Source organism: Mycobacterium sp. IDUB_21 (assembly GCF_055419425.1).
In genome coordinates this window covers 268654-285532 of the sequence record NZ_JBVAXQ010000003.1, presented here as the reverse complement: position 1 = coordinate 285532, position 16879 = coordinate 268654, and the positions used below count along the sequence as shown (strand labels likewise).

General features: G+C 67.3%; 18 protein-coding genes. 11 read left to right on the top strand and 7 right to left on the bottom strand.

From position 1 onward, the window contains the following. Positions 1 to 1614 (top strand): NADH-quinone oxidoreductase subunit NuoN, encoded by a 1614-nt coding sequence (gene nuoN, locus ACZYY4_RS06645; protein ID WP_463808823.1) that lies wholly within the window; start codon positions 1 to 3, stop codon positions 1612 to 1614. A gap of 39 nt (positions 1615 to 1653) precedes the next feature. Here the strand turns inward: nuoN and ACZYY4_RS06640 are convergent, their stop codons facing one another. After that, positions 1654 to 2547 (bottom strand): SDR family NAD(P)-dependent oxidoreductase, encoded by an 894-nt coding sequence (locus tag ACZYY4_RS06640; RefSeq protein ID WP_463808822.1) that lies wholly within the window; start codon positions 2545 to 2547, stop codon positions 1654 to 1656. 169 nt (positions 2548 to 2716) lie between these two features. Here ACZYY4_RS06640 and ACZYY4_RS06635 point away from each other — a divergent pair, with 169 nt between their 5' ends. Together ACZYY4_RS06635 and ACZYY4_RS06630 are read left to right on the top strand one after the other, a co-directional pair. Further along, complete coding sequence (locus tag ACZYY4_RS06635; protein WP_463808821.1) at positions 2717 to 3520, top strand: enoyl-CoA hydratase/isomerase family protein; 804 nt, start codon at positions 2717 to 2719, stop codon at positions 3518 to 3520. 54 nt (positions 3521 to 3574) lie between these two features. Beyond that, positions 3575 to 4063, top strand: a complete 489-nt coding sequence (locus ACZYY4_RS06630) for a flavin reductase family protein (protein WP_463808819.1) — start codon at positions 3575 to 3577, stop codon at positions 4061 to 4063. A gap of 28 nt (positions 4064 to 4091) precedes the next feature. Here the strand turns inward: ACZYY4_RS06630 and ACZYY4_RS06625 are convergent, their stop codons facing one another. From ACZYY4_RS06625 to ACZYY4_RS06615, 3 genes are read right to left on the bottom strand one after another with little or no spacing between them, the layout of a single operon-like run. After that, positions 4092 to 5090 carry a Gfo/Idh/MocA family protein gene (locus ACZYY4_RS06625; protein WP_463808818.1) on the bottom strand — a complete coding sequence of 333 codons (999 nt, stop codon included), beginning with the start codon at positions 5088 to 5090 and terminating at the stop codon, positions 4092 to 4094. Further along, entirely contained in the window at positions 5087 to 5773 is a 687-nt protein-coding gene (locus tag ACZYY4_RS06620) for a PIG-L deacetylase family protein (RefSeq protein ID WP_463808816.1), read from the bottom strand. The genes ACZYY4_RS06625 and ACZYY4_RS06620 overlap by 4 nt, the downstream gene beginning before the upstream one ends. Before the next feature lie 4 nt (positions 5774 to 5777). Continuing rightward, complete coding sequence (locus ACZYY4_RS06615) at positions 5778 to 6380, bottom strand: TetR/AcrR family transcriptional regulator (protein WP_463808815.1); 603 nt, start codon at positions 6378 to 6380, stop codon at positions 5778 to 5780. A gap of 45 nt (positions 6381 to 6425) precedes the next feature. Here ACZYY4_RS06615 and ACZYY4_RS06610 point away from each other — a divergent pair, with 45 nt between their 5' ends. Both ACZYY4_RS06610 and ACZYY4_RS06605 read left to right on the top strand, forming a co-directional pair. Continuing rightward, positions 6426 to 7574 carry a phosphotransferase family protein gene (locus tag ACZYY4_RS06610; protein WP_463808813.1) on the top strand — a complete coding sequence of 383 codons (1149 nt, stop codon included), beginning with the start codon at positions 6426 to 6428 and terminating at the stop codon, positions 7572 to 7574. Further along, positions 7574 to 8692 (top strand): Rv3169 family protein, encoded by a 1119-nt coding sequence (locus ACZYY4_RS06605; protein WP_463808811.1) that lies wholly within the window; start codon positions 7574 to 7576, stop codon positions 8690 to 8692. The genes ACZYY4_RS06610 and ACZYY4_RS06605 overlap by 1 nt, the downstream gene beginning before the upstream one ends. A 13-nt stretch (positions 8693 to 8705) precedes the next feature. On the opposite strand, the gene ACZYY4_RS06600 is transcribed toward ACZYY4_RS06605, so the two are convergent. Then, positions 8706 to 9704 (bottom strand): alpha/beta fold hydrolase, encoded by a 999-nt coding sequence (locus ACZYY4_RS06600; protein WP_463808809.1) that lies wholly within the window; start codon positions 9702 to 9704, stop codon positions 8706 to 8708. Positions 9705 to 9802: 98 nt separating this feature from the next. Between ACZYY4_RS06600 and ACZYY4_RS06595 the strand changes: the two genes are divergently transcribed. Then, positions 9803 to 10786, top strand: a complete 984-nt coding sequence (locus tag ACZYY4_RS06595) for an NADPH:quinone oxidoreductase family protein (RefSeq protein WP_463808808.1) — start codon at positions 9803 to 9805, stop codon at positions 10784 to 10786. 100 nt (positions 10787 to 10886) lie between these two features. Continuing rightward, the gene (locus ACZYY4_RS06590) at positions 10887 to 11621 is read left to right on the top strand and encodes a cutinase family protein (RefSeq protein WP_463808807.1); all 735 of its coding nucleotides are present in this window, start codon (positions 10887 to 10889) and stop codon (positions 11619 to 11621) included. A 17-nt stretch (positions 11622 to 11638) separates the two neighbouring features. Here ACZYY4_RS06590 and ACZYY4_RS06585 read toward each other — a convergent pair whose 3' ends face one another. Together ACZYY4_RS06585 and ACZYY4_RS06580 are read right to left on the bottom strand one after the other, a co-directional pair. Further along, positions 11639 to 12181, bottom strand: coding sequence for an STM3941 family protein (locus ACZYY4_RS06585; protein ID WP_463808805.1), 543 nt, complete (start codon positions 12179 to 12181; stop codon positions 11639 to 11641). 43 nt (positions 12182 to 12224) lie between these two features. Continuing rightward, positions 12225 to 12608, bottom strand: coding sequence for a MerR family transcriptional regulator (locus ACZYY4_RS06580; RefSeq protein ID WP_463808804.1), 384 nt, complete (start codon positions 12606 to 12608; stop codon positions 12225 to 12227). 78 nt (positions 12609 to 12686) lie between these two features. Between ACZYY4_RS06580 and ACZYY4_RS06575 the strand changes: the two genes are divergently transcribed. The 4 genes from ACZYY4_RS06575 (at position 12687) to ACZYY4_RS06560 (ending at position 16756) form a co-directional block, all read left to right on the top strand. Then, positions 12687 to 13622, top strand: coding sequence for an alpha/beta hydrolase (locus tag ACZYY4_RS06575; protein WP_463808802.1), 936 nt, complete (start codon positions 12687 to 12689; stop codon positions 13620 to 13622). 111 nt (positions 13623 to 13733) lie between these two features. Further along, positions 13734 to 15140: a TIGR00366 family protein gene (locus tag ACZYY4_RS06570; protein ID WP_463808801.1), complete on the top strand. Its 1407-nt coding sequence runs from the start codon at positions 13734 to 13736 to the stop codon at positions 15138 to 15140. A 108-nt stretch (positions 15141 to 15248) separates the two neighbouring features. Then, complete coding sequence (locus ACZYY4_RS06565) at positions 15249 to 16052, top strand: maleylpyruvate isomerase family mycothiol-dependent enzyme (RefSeq protein ID WP_463808799.1); 804 nt, start codon at positions 15249 to 15251, stop codon at positions 16050 to 16052. Continuing rightward, complete coding sequence (locus ACZYY4_RS06560) at positions 16049 to 16756, top strand: mycothiol-dependent nitroreductase Rv2466c family protein (RefSeq protein WP_463808798.1); 708 nt, start codon at positions 16049 to 16051, stop codon at positions 16754 to 16756. Before ACZYY4_RS06565 ends, ACZYY4_RS06560 begins: the two co-directional genes overlap by 4 nt. Positions 16757 to 16879: the final 123 nt, after the last annotated feature.

Genomic DNA, 16879 nt, shown 5'->3' with positions numbered 1-16879 from the left:
ATGTCGGGCATGCCAACACCCCATATCGAATACGACCTCATATTGCCGCTGCTGATCGTCTTCGGCACCGCGGTCACCGGCGTGCTCTTCGAGGCGTTCGTGGCGCGGCGAGCGCGCTACCTGACACAGGTCCTGCTCTCCGTCGGCGGGCTGGCCGCCGCGTTCGTCGCCGTCGTCGCGGTGGGACGCGAGGTTCCGGACGGCGGTCGGATCGCGGTGCTGGGCGCGGTGGCCGTCGACCGGCCGGCACTGGTGCTGCAGGGCACCGTGCTGCTGGTCGGGATCATGGCCGTCATCTTCACCGCCGAACGCAATGTCGGCGCCACTCTTCCCGAGGGGCCGGGCGCCGCGCCCGCGCCGGCGGTGTCCTCCGCCGCCCGCGGGAAAGCAGGCCTGGACTCCTTCACTCCGCAGGCTTCGGCGGTCCCGGGCGGCGCCATCGAGCTCGAGGCGGCACGCTCCGGGGTGACCCAGACCGAGGTGTTCCCGCTGATCGTGTTGGCGATCGGCGGCATGATGGTGTTCACCGCCGCCAACGACCTGGTCACCATGTTCGTGGCACTCGAAGTGCTGTCGCTGCCGCTGTATCTGCTCTGCGGGCTGGCCCGCTACCGTCGCCTGCTGTCGCAGGAAGCGGCGCTGAAATACTTTCTGCTGGGTGCGTTCTCGTCGGCGCTGTTCCTGTTCGGCGCCGCCTTGATCTACGGCGCCACCGCAACGCTGACGCTGCCCGACATCGGCGAGCAGTTGTTCTCCCACAGCGGTGATCCACTTGCGCTGATCGGCGCCGGGCTGTTGTTGGTGGGGCTGTTCTTCAAGGTCGGCGCCGTGCCGTTCCATTCCTGGGTCCCCGATGTCTACGTCGGCGCGCCGACACCGATCACCGGATTCATGGCGGCCGCCACCAAGGTCGCCGCGTTCGGGGCGATGCTGCGGATCATCTATGTCGCCCTGCCGGCGCTGCACGATCAGTGGCGTCCGTTGTTGTGGCTGATCTCGGTGTTGACCATGGCGGTCGCCACCATCGCCGCGATCACCCAGACCGACGTCAAGCGGATGCTGGCGTACTCCTCGATCGCTCATGTCGGTTTCGTGCTGACCGGCGTGCTGTCTGCGATTCCCGCGGGTGTCTCCTCGACGCTGTTCTATCTGGTCACCTACAGCTTTTCCACGGTGGGCGCGTTCGCGGTGGTGAACCTGATTCGCGGCTCCGGCGGCGAAGAGGAGCTCGATATGTCCCGGTGGGCCGGCCTGGGGCAGCGTTATCCCGTTGTGGGTCTGTTGTTTTCGATGTTCCTGCTGGCGTTCGCGGGCATTCCGCTGACCAGTGGGTTCGTCAGCAAGTTCGCCGTGTTCAAGGCGGCCGCCGAGGGCGGTGCCGTCCCACTGGTGGTCATCGGTGTGATCACCAGTGGTGTCGCCGCCTACTTCTACGTTCGGGTGATCGTGCTGATGTTCTTCACCGACTCCCCCGACGAGCCGCCGATCCTGGTGCTTCCCAGCGTGTGGAGCAAAGCGGCGATCGCGCTGTGCGCCGTGGTCACCATCGTGCTCGGGGTATTTCCGCAGCCGTTGCTGGACCTGGTGGACGCGGCCACGGTATTCGCGCTCTGACCGGCCGATCCCGGTTTCGACGGTCTGGGCGCGCGGCGATCAGATCGCGCCGCCATCGCCTTCCCACGGGCGGAAGCTGCCGTCGAGTACCTCTTGGTGCCCGATCACGCGCCCGGTCACCACGTCAGGATCGACCTGCACCAACTGGACCGCCGCCTGCGCGAACTCCTCGGCCGAGGCCACCTCGTCGAACTCGCTCACGTAATAGGAAAGACCGGGCGTCGGAATGGGTTTGGACGGCGAGAGCGCGTTGACGGCGATGTTGTGATCCTGCAGTTCGTAGGCCGCGCACTGCGTCAAGTGCTCCAGAGCCGCCTTGGACCCGCCGTAGCCCGGCAGCACACCGCCGCTGCGGTCCGCATAGGGACCGTTGCCGGGTCGTCGTGCGGCGACAGAGGTGATGTTGACGACCGATCCCCGGCCCGCCGCGATCATGTCCGGGCACACCAACTGGATCAGGTCGTAAGCGGCGAACACCGCGATCTCGAAGTGGCGGCGGTACGCCGGCAGCGGTATGCCCAGTACGCCCGGCCAATTGGCCTTTGTCGCACCGGTTGTGGGTGGTCGCACGGCGGGTTTGGCTGCCGGCCTGCTGGCGGACTTCGACGTGGGCGGCCGTCCGGGAGCGGTGAACGCCGCGTTGTTCACCAGGACCGTGATGGGCCCCAACGCATCGCGTGCCTGCGACACCAGACGCGTCACGTCATCGGGGTCAAGAAGGTCGGCGCGAATCGGAACGGCGCGACCGCCGGCGGCCTCGATCTCGGCCACGACCGACCCGATGGTGCCGGGAAGCCGTTCATCCCAGGTCTGATCGGTGCGTGCGACGACCGCCACCGCTGCGCCTTGGGCCGCCAACGCCTTGGCAATCTCTCGCCCCAGGCCCCGGCTGGCACCGGTGACGATCGCGGCGCGCCCCTGTAGTGGTGTCATCGGATCACACTCCCTTCCGGAGCGGTCGACGCCCCCGGTGAGGATTCGCGGTGATGCGGCCGGCCTGCCAACACGGCAGTCACGGTAACAGCTTTCGCACTCCTTGACCCCGGTCCGCTGGTCTTCAGATCGCATGAGTTCCAGGGCACGTGAGCACTAGGGTGAATCCATGACTGCGGTGACACTCACAGCCCTTGAGGATCACATCGCCTGCGTCACCTTGAACCGGCCCGAACGGTTGAACGCCATCGACGGGACACTGATCGACGGGATGGACGCAGCCCTCGACGAACTCAGCAGCGGTAGGTTCCGGGTGGCGATCCTGACCGGCGCCGGGCGGGGCTTCTGCGCCGGCGCCGACCTCAGTGGTACGGGTGAGCCGTGGACCCCACCGAGCAACAGTCCGGCCTTCAAGATCACCTACGACGCGCAGGTTCGGCTCGCCGACCAGCTCACCCGGCTCTACGAGCTACCGATCCCGGTGATCGCCGCGGTCAACGGCGTCGCTGTCGGCGGCGGCTTGGCGTTCGCGCTGCACTGCGACATCCGCATCGGTTCCGAGGATTCCCGGTTCGGGTCGGTGTTCATCACCGCCGGGTTCTCTTCGATGGATATGGGCACCAGTTATCTGCTGCCCAAGACCGTCGGCGCCGGTGTCGCCCGTGAACTCATGCTGACCGGGCGCATCATCGATGCCGACGAGGCCTACCGCATCAAACTGGTGCACCAGGTCGTCGCGCCGGACGAACTCATGGCCGCGGCGACCGCCATGGCGCACTCGATCGCGCGGAACAACGCCTACGGGGTCTGGCAGACCAAGATCGGCCTCAACGCCGCCCTGGACGCACCCAGCCTGCGGCACGCCAAGGAGATCGAGAACCGCACCCAGGTGCTGAGCGGGTTCACCAACAATCCCACCGAAGCCGCCCTCGCACATCGGGAGAAACGGCCCCCGAACTGGGATCGGCTCTAGCCACGCGGCAATCAGTTGGGGCATCGCCCTCGTGCGCGGGTACATCATGGACAGGTGGACGACGAATCATTTCAGCGCCTGGTCGCGATGCTGGACTACACCATGTTCGTGGTGACGACCGCGGCCGACGGCCATGCCTCGGGCTGTCTGGTCGGGTTCGCCACTCAAACAAGCTTGGAGCCGCCGAAGTTTCTGGTCGGGGTGTCCAAACGCAACCACACCTTCGGGGTGGCGGCCCAGTCCGGGCATCTGGCCGTCCATGTCCTGTCGCGCCGCGACATTGAACTCGCCCGGCTTTTCGGCGGCCAGACCGGCGACGACATCGACAAATTCGAGCACTGCTCCTGGCACAGCGGCCCAGCGGGAATGCCGATCCTCGACGACGCCCCAGCATGGTTCGTCGGCAAGACGCTGAGTCGTATCGAGCTCGGCGACCATCTGGGCTACCTGCTGGAACCCATCGCCGGGTACGCGCCCCAGCGCACCGAGGAGCTGCTCGCCTTTTCCGACGTCGACGATATCGAAGCGGGCCACGGCGCCTGAAACAGCATGAGCCGCCGACGGTCTGCGCTCAACTCGGCTGGCGCACCGCAAGCCCGGCGGCCTGGTAGATCGCGTCGATGACGCTCATGTTCTCGATCGCATCCTGCGGCGTGGTCAGCACCGGCGCGCCACGCAGCACGGCGTCGGCGAACGCGTCGAGCTGGTAGGCGTAGGAGGCCCGGTGGGTGAAACGCTCGACGCGCTTGCCCCGCTGCGAGTGCACCCGCAGCCGGTGGAAGTACTGCGGCATCAGCGGATTGAGCGCGCGTAGCTCACCGCGATCGCCGACCACCCGGGCGCTGACCTGCAACAGGTTCGACGACCACAGTGAGCAGCGAACCGCCCCGGTGTGCCCGGCCGGGAACCGCAACTGCGCGGTCATGGCGCGGTCGATCTGCGGGTCGCGCAGTTTCGCCTGCGCGGAAATGACTTCCGGTGTCGCACAGCCGAAGGTGCGGGCCATGTGCACCGCGTAACAGCCGGCGTCCATCAACGCCCCGCCGGCCAGCGAGATGTCGTAACGAATGTCGGAGAACCGGGGCAGCGGGAAGCTCAGCGCGGCCTCCACCCGCCGCAGCGTTCCCAACTCCCCCGAGGCGATGATCTCCTCGATGCGCAACGTCATCGGGTGGTAGCGGTAGTGGAACGCCTCCATCACCACCCGGTCGGTGTGCGCGGCCACCTCGGCGATCTCGCGGGCCTCGTCGGCGTTGGCGGTGAACGGCTTCTCGCAGAGCACATGCTTGCCGGCGGCCAGCGCCGCCCGCGTCCATCGCCCGTGCAGGTTGTTGGGCAGTGGGTTGTAGACGGCGTCGACCTCGGGGTCGGCGACCAGCGCGTCGTAGCTGTCGTGGACCCGGTCGATGCCGTGCTTGGCGGCGAAGGCGCGCGCGCGACCGATGTCGCGTGCTGCGACTGCGCTCACCACCACCGCGGGGTTGTCGGCAGCGGGTTTGAGCAGCGACACCGGAGTGATCCGCGCGGCACCGAGCACGCCGATCCGCAGCCGGGGCGTGGGTCCGCTCATCCCAGCGTGCTCCGCTGCAGGATGAAGCCGGATGCCGGACCGTCGGTGTGGCCCGACGTCGTCATCTCGACCACGCCGCGGGCTTGCTCACGCACCGCGGTGTCGGGATCGAGCACCGACAGGTAGACCTCGTGTTCGGCCAGTGAGTCGACCGCGGCGTCGAGGTAGCCGTCCACGGTCTCGATGTGGGTGGCCCCGGGGCCGTTCTGGAACAGCCAGCGCGGCGGGTCGGTCAGGCTGTCCCAGGCGTCGGTGACCGCGGCCGCGAACTCGATGTGGTCGCTCTGGTTGGGCATGCCCGGCCCGAATTCCGCACCGCCGTAGATGGCCACCACCACGTCGGGTCGCGCCTCGCCGATCACCGAGGCGATCTTGGCACGCAACTCCGGCGTGTTGCGGATGTTGCTGTCCGGGAAGCCCCAGAAGTCGACGTGAGACACCCCCACGATGGCCGCCGCCCGCCGTTGCTCGTCCTCGCGCAGCGGCCCGGCCTGCTCCGCTGCCATGCCGGCGATGCCCGCTTCCCCACTGCTGGCCAAGGCATAGCGGACGGTTTTGCCGGTAGCGGTCCATTTGGCGACTGCGGCGGCGGTGCCGTATTCGGGATCGTCCGGGTGTGGGACCAGCACCAGCAGCGATGCCCAGTCGGCCGGGAAGGGCAGGGGTCGGGTGAATTCGGGCATCCGGCTAGGCCATCACGCCGTGAGCGATGATGGCGGCGGTCCGTTCCACCCAATCACCGCCGAGATCATCATCGGGGCGCAGGAACATGCCCAACAACGTTGCGCCGCCGATCAGTTCAACCAACCGGTCGGGGTCCACATCTGCTCGCGCGTCACCCCGGGCCACCGACGCGGCCACCCAGCCCCGCATCACGTCGAACAGACCCTGGAATCGTTCCAGGGCCCGGGCAGTCAACTCGGCGTTGGTCGCCATGTCCGCGATCAGGCCGGGCAGTGCGGCCCGCACCACCGGACTGGTCAACGCCTCACGCGCGCCGGCCATCATCGCCCGCAGGTCGCCGGCCACGTCGCCCGGCGGTGCGGTCACCGCACTCGGCGGCACGGACAGCACGGCCTCGTGCACCAGTTCGGCCTTGCTGGGCCACCGGCGATACAGCGCGGTCTTGGTGGTCCCGGCCCGCTCCGCGACAGCCGCCAGGCTCAGATTCGAATACCCGACTTCGACAACCAGTTCCGCGGCCGCCCGCAGTATGGCAGCGTCGATACGAGGATCGCGGGGTCGCCCGGCGCCCGGCCCCTTGTCAACCGATGAAGGTTCTGCTTTCATAACGCTACCTGTCGTATCGTAATTAGTCTGACGGAGGACGATACCGTGGTCGACCAACCGACTGTGGAAAAAGATGTCGGCCGGATCCAACGCTCCAGCCGCGATGTCACCACCCTGCCCACGGTAATGTCTCGCTGGCTCGGGACGCAGTTGCCCGACGGGGCCGCGCCGGAGATCACCGTGGAAAGCGGGGTCGACACCAACGGCATGTCGTCGGAGACCATCATGCTCACGGGCCGCTGGATCTCCGATGGAGCCCCCGTCGAACAGCGTTGGGTGATGCGGGTGGCCCCCACCGACGAAGACGTCCCGGTGTTCGTGGCCTACCGACTGGACCACCAGTTCGAGGTGATGCGGCGGGTCGGTGAACTCACCGACATCCCGGTGCCCAAGGTCCGCTGGATCGAACCGACCGGCGAGGTGCTGGGCCGGCCCTTCTTTTTGATGGACCGCGTCGACGGCGAGGTCCCCCCCGACGTCATGCCCTACACCTTCGGCAGCAACTGGTTCTCCGACGCGACCGCCGAACAGCAACGCAATCTGCAGGACTCCACCATCGAGGTGCTGGCCAAGCTGCACGCGATCCCCGATGCCGCGCAGCGCTTCGACTTCCTCGCCGAGGGCGACGACGGGTCCGGCGGCGACACTGCGCTGCGACGGCACTTCGACCACGTCCGGGATTGGTACGAGTTCGCGGTGCCCGACATCGGGCGCTCGCCGCTGCTGGATCGCACCTTCGCCTGGCTGGAGGCGAACTGGCCGGCGGGTGCGGCCGCCGGCGAGACGGTGCTGTGCTGGGGTGACTCCCGGGTCGGCAACGTGCTCTACCGCGGCTTCCGTCCGGTAGCCGTGCTGGACTGGGAGATGGTGGCCCTGGGTCCGCGCGAGCTGGATGTGTCGTGGACGATCTTCGCTCACCTGGTGTTCGAGGAACTCGCGGGGTTGGCCGGGTTGCCGGGGCTGCCGCAGGTGCTGCGCGAAGACGATGTGCGGGCCACCTATCAGCGGCTCACCGGTGTTGAACTCGGTGAGTTGCACTGGTTCTACGTCTATGCGGGCGTGATGTGGGCGATCGTGTTCATGCGGACCGGGGCTCGCCGGGTGCACTTCGGGGAGATGGAGAAGCCCGACAACCCCGAGTCCCTGTTCTACCATGCCGGATTACTGAAAAAGCTGATCGGAGAACAGAACTGATGCTGGGACCACTCGACGAATACCCGGTTCACCAACTGCCGCAACCGATTGCCTGGCCCGGCTCCTCGGACCGCAACTTCTACGATCGGTGCTATCTGAACGCCCATGACCGCACCGGCGACATCTTCTTGGTCACCGGCTGCGGCTACTACCCCAACCTCGGCGTCAAGGACGCGTTCGTACTGGTTGCGCGCCGCGGCGAGACCCAGACCGCGGTGCACCTCTCCGATGCCATCGACCAGGACCGGCTCAACCAGCGCGTCGGCGCGTACCGCATCGAGGTCACCGATCCGCTGCGCTCGCTGCGGGTGGTCATGGACGAGACCGAGGGCATCGCGCTCGATCTGCGCTGGCAGGGACTGTACGACCCGGTGCAGGAGCAGCGGCACATTCTGCGGTCGGGCAACCGGGTGACCCTGGACGCCCAGCGTTTCGCCCAACTGGGTTCCTGGAGTGGGCAGATCGTGATCGACGGGGAGGAGATCGCCGTCGACCCGTCGGTCTGGATCGGATCGCGCGACCGTTCCTGGGGTATCCGCCCGGTGGGCGAACGCGAACCGGCCGGCCGGCCCGCCGATCCGCCGTTCGACGGCATGTGGTGGCTGTATGTGCCGATGGCCTTCGATGAATTCGCGGTGGTGATGATCATCCAGGAGGAGCCCGACGGGTTCCGCTCGCTCAACGACTGCACCCGGATCTGGCGCGACGGCCGCATCGAGCAGCTGGGCTGGCCGCGGGTGGCCACCCGCTACCGCTCCGGCACCCGTATCGCCACCGGCGCCACCATCGAAGCAACCCGGCCCGACGGCACCCCGGTGGTCTTCGAGGTGGAATCCAAACTGCCGGTGCCGATTCACGTCGGAGGCGGCTACGGCGGCGACACCGACTGGCTGCACGGCGAGTGGAAGGGCGAGAAGTTCACCGAGCGGGTGACCTACGACATGACCGATCCGGGCATATTGGGGCGCACCAGTTTCGGGATGATCGACCATGTCGGGCGTGCAGTGTGCCGCGACGGTGACGCCGCCCCGGTCGAGGGCTGGGGACTCTACGAGCACGGTGTGCTGGGCCGGCACGACCCGACGGGATTCCCCGACTGGGTCACCATGGCGCCTTAAGCCGAGTTAATCGCTACGAGATGATTTCGCGATCGGCCGCCAGGCCGTCGACGGATCCGGTGGCCAGTTCCACGAGGTCACGCAGCTCGCGGTTCACCGCCTCGGGGTGTTCGAGGATCGAGCAGTGTCCCCCGCTCATTTCGACGAACTTGGCCAGATTCGGTGCGGCCGAGGCGATCCGCCGCGACGCACCGATCGGCAGCAGCCGGTCGCGGGTGCTGCCGATGACCAGGGTCGGCACTGAGAGGCCGTCGAGGCGGATATGCGACGACGGACCGAGCGCGTCGACGAGAGCCCGCACCCAGTGACCACGGCCGGACGCCGGGGTATTGGCGAACAAGTCACAGATCAGCGATGTGACAGCCGGATCGGCCTCACCACCGACGGCGAGCATGTGCACAAAACGCCGAACCGCCACATTCGCCGGCCCGACGATCGGGACCGTGCCGAATGTCAGCAACCCACGACGCGCTGCCTGCACTCGGGCCCGCTGCAGCGGCGGCGGCACCCGGAACAGGTCGACCTCGCCAAGCAGGTTGCCGGTGGTGGTGTTGATCAGCGCGACCGCGTCGGCGCGCTGCTCGACCCGGTGCCGGTAGCGATCCGACCAGGCGCTGATGGCGATGCCGCCCATCGAGTGCCCGGCGATCACGGCGCGCTCCCCCGGCTCCAGGGTGGCTTCCAGCACCGAGTCGAGATCGGAGGCCAGGTGGGTCAGGCTGTAGCCGCCGCGCTTGGGCACCCCGCTGCGCCCGTGGCCGCGGTGGTCGTAGGCGATCACCCGGTAATCGCTGGTCAGGTCGGCGATTTGATGCCGCCAGACTCCGATGGCGCAGGTGATCCCGTGCGCCAGCACGATCGGGTAGCCGTCGGCTGGGCCGAAGACCTCGGCGTGCAGGCGGGTTCCGTCGGCGGCCTGGACCACCACGGTGCGCCCGGCCGGCAACGCCGCCGGGAATGCCTGGACGACACGTCCCCGCCGACTGGACCGTTGAGAACTCTGAGAACTCATTGCCACCTCATCGGAGATGCGGCTACGCTGCCGCACCGCGAGTCTACGCGGCCGTGGTTTAGGTTTTCGGTTAGCCACTACTGACGAAGGGGTCGCCCATGCGCGCGGTACAGATATCCCAGCTCGACGGACCGGCAGCTGCCCGGGTAGTCGATCTCGACGAGCCGGCCGGCGATGGTGCCGCTGACGCCGTCGTCATCGACGTCCACGCCGCCGGGGTGGCATTTCCCGATGTGCTGCAGTCCCGCGGGCTCTACCAGCACAAACCGGAACTGCCATTCGTACCGGGTGGGGAGGCCGCCGGCGTGGTGCGCAGCGCCCCGCCTGGCACCCATGTCCGCGCCGGCGATCGGGTGGCGGCACTGACCATGCTCAACGGCGCGATGGCGCAGGTGATCGCGCTGCCCGCCGCCCAGGTGTTCAAGTTGCCCGACACGGTGTCGTTCGAGGCCGGGGCCGGGCTGCTGTTCAACGACCTCACCGTGCTGTTCGCACTGACCGAACGGGGCAAGTTGTCGGCGGGCGCCACGGTGCTGGTGCACGGCGCCGCCGGGGGCATCGGCACCTCGACACTGCGGCTGGCCGGTCCGTTGGGGGCGTCGCGGGTGATCGCCGTGGTCTCCACCCCCGCCAAAGCCGAGGTGGCTCGGGCCGCCGGCGCCACCGATGTGGTCCTGGCCGACGGGTTCCGGGACGCGGTGTCCGAGCTGACCGGCGGGCGTGGCGTGGACCTGGTCCTCGACCCGGTCGGAGGCGACCGCTTCACCGACTCGCTGCGCTCGCTGGCGCCCGGCGGGCGGCTGCTGGTGGTGGGGTTCACCGGCGGTGACATTCCCACCGTGAAGGTGAACCGGCTGCTGCTCAACAACATCGACGTCGTCGGGGTCGGCTGGGGGGCGTGGGTGATGTCGCATCCGGGCGAGTTGCAGCGGCAGTGGGCCACCTTGGAGCAGCTGTTGGCCTCCGGGGCGGTGGCCGCGCCGCAACCGGACCTGTTCGGCCTGGAGCAGGCCGCTGATGCGTTGGCGGCACTGGAGAACCGCACCGCGGCCGGCAAGGTCGTGCTGCAAATGCGGCAATAGCGCCGCCGCACCCGCCCGGATTATTCGTTGCTTCCCGCGGGCCGAACGTGGGTACTCGCCTCGGCAAGGATCACCACGACCGAATCCAGCGGGGGCAGAGATGGACACCATCGCGTTGAGCCGTACCCAGCAAGTGCGCGCTGCCGCACGCTGCCTTGGTGCGGTGTTGTTGACCTTCGGGGCGACACTGCTGTTCCCCGCTGCGCCGGGATCGGCCCAGCCGTGCCCGGACGTCGAGGTGGTGTTCGCCCGCGGCACCGGTGAGCCACCCGGCGTCGGCGGCGTCGGACAAGCGTTCGTCGACGCGCTGCGCGCCGACGCCGGCGGCAGGTCGGTCGAGGTGTATCCGGTCGACTACGCCGCCAGCGGTGATTTCGGCTCGGGCGTCGATTTCGCCCGCACCGTGGTCGACGGAATCCGCGACGAGGCCAACCACATCGAGGCGACCGCCGCGAACTGTCCCAACACCAAGATGGTGCTCGGCGGCTTCTCCCAGGGCGCGGTCGTCACCGGGTTCGTGACCTCACCGTCGGTGCCCACGGAGGTGCCCGCAGAGTTCCTGGGTTATGTGCCTCAGCCGATGCCGCCGGAGGTGGCCAACCACGTTGCGGCGGTGGCCCTCCTCGGCCTGCCGTCGCAAGACTTCCTCCGCGGCTACGGGGCGCCGCCGGTCACGATCGGGCCGCTGTATGCGCCCAAGACCATCGAACTGTGCGCCCCCGACGACACCATCTGCAATGGCGCGCCCGGCGGGCCGCCGAACATCGCCCACGGTATGTACCCGGTGAACGGCATGGTCGGCCAGGCGGCGCAATTCGCCGCGCAGCGACTCTGACCACCGGGCGGGCGGCGTCAGGGCGCCGGATCTTCGGCGCGATCCAGCTTTCCCGGTGCGAAGTAGTCGAAAGCGGTTCTCATCTCGGCGAGGTTCCCGTCGGTGCCCTGCAGTGAGACCTCGGCATCACCGAAGGTCTTGGTGCCCAGCCCGCGAGTCAGCCGCCTGATCCAGCCGGCGACCCCGTCGGGTTGATAACTGTCCGCGTCGCGCAGGAACAGCCGGGCGGTATGTATCCGGCCGGCATCGACCGTCGTGATGCGCTCGATGACACTCCAGGGGATCACCTGCTTGGCATAGCGCCGCCCGTAAACACCCTCGGCGTCGACACGGACCTCGACACCGGACTGGAACAGCCGTGGCACGGTCATCGCCACACCGAGGCCGAAGAAGGCAATCGCGAACCAGCCGAGGACGCGCAAGGTCCCTGAGGACCAACCGTGTGCGGACTCGACCGGTCCGAATCCCCCGACCATCCACAGCCCGCCGCAGACGAAGGCCACACTGATGACGACCAGCCTCGCGACCTTCTTCCGGTCCAGATGCGCTTCGAACGGCATGTGACCTCCCCGCTGTCGACGCGCGCGTGACTTCAGTGCGGCATCAGGTGTCGGCATCCTTGATCCGCGCCTTGAACTCCGGACATTCAACCAGGGGCGTGTGGGTGCACGTCACGGCGTGGGTCAGGCTATCGCGCATGCGGGTGAGGCGGGCGATTTCCTCGTCGACTTGGTGGGCCTTCTCTGCCATTCGCGCGCGCAGTTCGATGTCGCTGGGAGTGGCCGCCAGGAACCGCTCAATCTGGGCAAGCGTGAATCCGGCCGCTTTGGCGCAGCTGATCAGCGCCAACCGGTCAAGAACGTCAGGTTCGTAGGTGCGGCGAAGCCCGTTGCGTTCACCGGAGTTGATCAGCCCGCGCCGCTCATAGAACCGCAGCGCCGACGACGCCAGACCGGACCGGTTGGCGACTTCCGCGATGTCCAGCATCGATGCCTCCTTGACTTGAAGCGTGGTTCAAGTCAGAGACTAGCGGCGAACCGCCTCCACGGAAAGGAACCCAGCGCCATGCCGCTACATCCGCAAGTCCGAGCCCACCTCGATCGACTGGCCGGCAGCAACTTCGCCGACCTGCACACCTTCGCCCCGGAACAGGTCCGCCACGCCATGCGGCTGATGACCCAAAGCGCGGGCGAGCCGGAACCCGTCGCAAGCGTTCGGAATCTGGTCATTTCGACGGACGCCGGTGATCTGCCGGTCCGGATCTATCACCCGCAGCCAGGCGAAGTACGTCCGGTGATCGTCTTCTTCCACGGCGGCGGTTTCGTACTCGGCGACCTGGACACCCATGACGGCCTGGCCCGGGCACTGGCGAACCGCTGCGGCCGCGTCGTCGTCGCGATCGACTATCCGCTGGCCCCCGAGCACAAATATCCCGCCGCGATCAATACCGGTTTCGCCGCGACGACGTGGGTGGCCGACAACGCCGCCGAATTCGGAGGCGACGCGACCAACATCGCCGTCGCCGGTGACAGTGCCGGCGGCAATCTGGCCGCCGTGGTCGCACTGATGGCCCGCGACGCCGGCGGCCCCGCGATCGCACACCAGGTATTGATCTACCCCGACTTGGATTTTCGGCGATCGAACGTCTCGATCCGAGAGTTCGCGGGAAAGTACGGGAACATCAGCCGGGAAACCCAGCACTGGTTCATGAACCACTATCTCAACGGAGCGGACGAGAAGCTCCATCCACATGTCTCGCCGCTGCTGGCCGCGCGCCTCGATCAGCTTCCCCCGGCGTTCATCGTCACCGCCGAGTTCGATGCGCTGCGCGATGAGGGCGAACAGTACGGTGCCCGACTCCGGGAGGCGGGAGTGCGCACCACTGTCAATCGCTACGCCGGCATGATCCACGAGTTCATCCGCTGGCCGTTCGACGACGCCGGCCGGGCGCTGGACGATATCGCCGCCACGCTCCGAGCTACGTCCGTGTCGCCTTGCTGAAGGCCCGACCGAGACAACATACGTCGCTCCTGGCAGGGCTGAAAGCGATGACACAATGGGCGCCTGCTCGACTGGCCGCTGCCCGAGCGGTTCCGGGGAAGGGGCGACGCCATGACGACGAGCTCGGCAAATCAGGTCAAACGCCGGGGCCTCATGCAATCACTCACCGGGCTGTGCGTCCGCTATGTCGAGCGCCTGATGCCCGACCCGTATCTGTTCGCGGTGATCCTGACCCTCATCGTCGCCGGGCTGGTCGCTGTCCTGGTGCGCGGAGCATCGGCCAGCGGCATGGTGACCGCCTGGTACAGCGGGGTCTGGGGGCGGGAGAACATCTTCACGTTCGCCTTCCAGATGGTGCTGATCCTGGTGACGGGCTACACGCTGGCCCAGGCGCCGGTGCTGAAGCGGGCCATCGTCGGGGTCGCGGGAATGCCGCGCAGCCAGGCGCAGGGCGCGCTGCTCTGTTTCACCGTGAGTGCCGTTCTATCCCTGCTGAATTGGGGCCTCGGTCTGGTGGCCGGTGCGCTGGTCGCCCGGCAGGTCGCGCGACGTTTCCCCGACTCGCATTTCGGCTACCTGATCGCCGCGGCGTTCATGGGCTTCATCGTCTGGACGCAGGGGCTCTCGTCGTCGATCGCACTGGCGAATACCGATGCCGGCAGCCCCATCAACGTGATCCACAAGATCGCGGGCTTCACCGTGCCGCTGCGCCAGACCATCTTTGCGCCCTACAGCTGGCTGTCGGTGTTGGTCGTGCTGGCGGTACTCGCGATCGTGGTGTGTCGGATGGAGCCATCGGTGCGTCTTGCGCCGGATCCCGCGGTGTTCGACGACGACGATCCGGTTGTCGAGCCGCAGGGCGGCAAGACGTTCGCCGAATGGCTGGAAAACCAGTGGATCCTCAACGTGCTCGTGTTCGCTGCGGGCATCGCGTATTTCGTGATGAGTGGTTTCGCGCTGAACATCTCCTCGACGATCATGCTGTTCACCGTCACCAGCGCGCTGCTGCACCGCACGCCGATCCGGTTCATCCGCGCGTTCACCGGTGCCGCGAAGGTGTCCGGTCCCCTGCTGCTGCAATACCCGCTGTACGGCGGCCTGGTGGGGCTGCTCGCCTATCAAGGCGCCGAGGACTCCAAGCCGCTGCAGACACTGCTGGCCCAAACACTGGTCAACGGCGCGACGCAGTACACACTGCCGTTCCTGACGTTCCTCGGCTCGGTGATCATCAGCCTGTTCGTGCCCTCCGGCGGCGGGCACTGGGCGGTGCAGGGCCCGATCGCGGTCGACTCGGCGCTGGCGATCGGCCAGCACTCACCCGCCTATCTCGGGTTGATCTCCATGGCCGTCGCCGTCGGCGAGGGCGTGGCGAACATGATCCAGCCGTTCTGGCTGCTGCCACTGCTGGCCATCGCGAAACTCAATGTCCGCCAGGTGATGGGGTTTACGGTCGTGGCCTTCGTCATCGGGTTGGCGGTGCTGGGGGCGATGACCTTGGTTGCGCCGTGGGTGGTGTGAGGCCAACGTCGCCATTTCCTTGATATCTGCTCTTGCGTGTCCGATGCTCGTGACGGAAGCACACTCACCGATGCCTCCCCTAGCCCAGGTCGCGAAGGAGAAACGGCGTTGAACACACCGGAAGCCGGCAGCCTAGACCGGATTGTCGCCGCCCTGCGGGAGTGTTATGCCGCGATGGAAGCCGTCTGCGCCGACCTGGCCGACGCCGAGTGGAAGGCGCGGTCGCTGTGCCCGGACTGGACGATGCGCGACGTGATCAATCACGTCACCAGCATCGAAGCGGTGCTGGCAGGGTGGCTGCCCGACGACGACCGCACTCCGCCGCCGTTCGGCAAGGCCGCGGATTTCCTCCACGAAGCAGCCACCGACGACGACGCCGGCTACCTCGAACTGGTGCGTGGGGTTTATGACCACCGCCGACACGACCTTGCCGCACTGTCGGACGCTGATCTCGAGCGACCTTCGTGGACTCCGGTCGGGCCCGGCACCTACGGGCGGTTCCTGGAGATCCGGGTCTTCGACTTCTGGGTGCACGAACGAGACATCACCACCCCGCTCGGTCGCAAGACCGACGACACCGGCCTCACGGCCGAGATCGCACTGGCCGAGGTCGCCGGCTCGCTGGGCTACATCGTCGGGAAGAAGGTGGGCCTTCCCGACGGGAAAAGCATCACCTTCGATCTCACCGAACCGATCACCCGGCAGTTGCATGTTGCCGTCGACGGACGAGCGAAGGCCGTTGACCACCTTGCGAATCCGGATGTCACACTGAGCACCGATTCCACGACCTTCATCCAACTGGCCTGCGGGCGCATCGATCCACAGTCCCAGATCGATTCCGGCACCCTCACCTGGAAGGGTGATAACGAGCTCGGCGACCGCGCCGCCCGCAACCTGCGGTTCACGATGTGATCACCCGGCCGGCTTCCGTTGACTTTCACTTCGACGTCATGTGCCCCTACGCGTACCAGACGTCGCGGTGGATCCGGGAAGTCCGAGACCTGACCGGTCTCACCGTGAACTGGCGCTTCTTCAGCCTGGAAGAGGTCAACCGGCAAGAGGGCAAGAGGCATCCCTGGGAGCGCGACTGGTCCTATGGCTGGTCGATGATGCGTATCGGGGCACTGCTGCGTCGCCGTTCGATGAACGACGTTGATGCCTGGTACGAGCGCGCCGGCCGCGCCCTGCACGTCGAGGGCCACAAGCCGCACGAGAAGGCGGTCGCCCGCCACCTGTTGGAAGAACTCGGATTCGATCCCGGTCTCGTCGACCAGGCGATCGCCGACCCGACGACCAGCGACGAGGTGTTGGCTGATCATCAACGCGTGGTCGCTGCCAGCGGTTACGGGGTACCCACGCTGTTCTTCCCGGACGGACAGTGCCTATTCGGGCCGGTGCTCGTCGATCCGCCCACCGGCGAGGCTGCGGTGCGACTCTGGGACGCCGTTGTCGGCTGGACTGAGTTTCCACAGCTGTACGAGCTGCAGCGGCCGAAGACCCCTGCCGACCAACGGCACATTGCCGAGACCTTCCGGCCGTATTTAGAGGCCCGCGACTGGGTGTCGATCAACCGCGGCGAGGTGGTTACTTTCACCGCCCGGGAGACCGAGGGCTGACGGCAGCACCTCGATCGACCACATGGGCAGGTCCCAAACGCAGCGCACATGCTCGGTCAGACGCAGTGCTGCCGCGAAGCCTCATTGCGCCGGAACAGGATCCAGCGGCGGCCTATGCTGCCC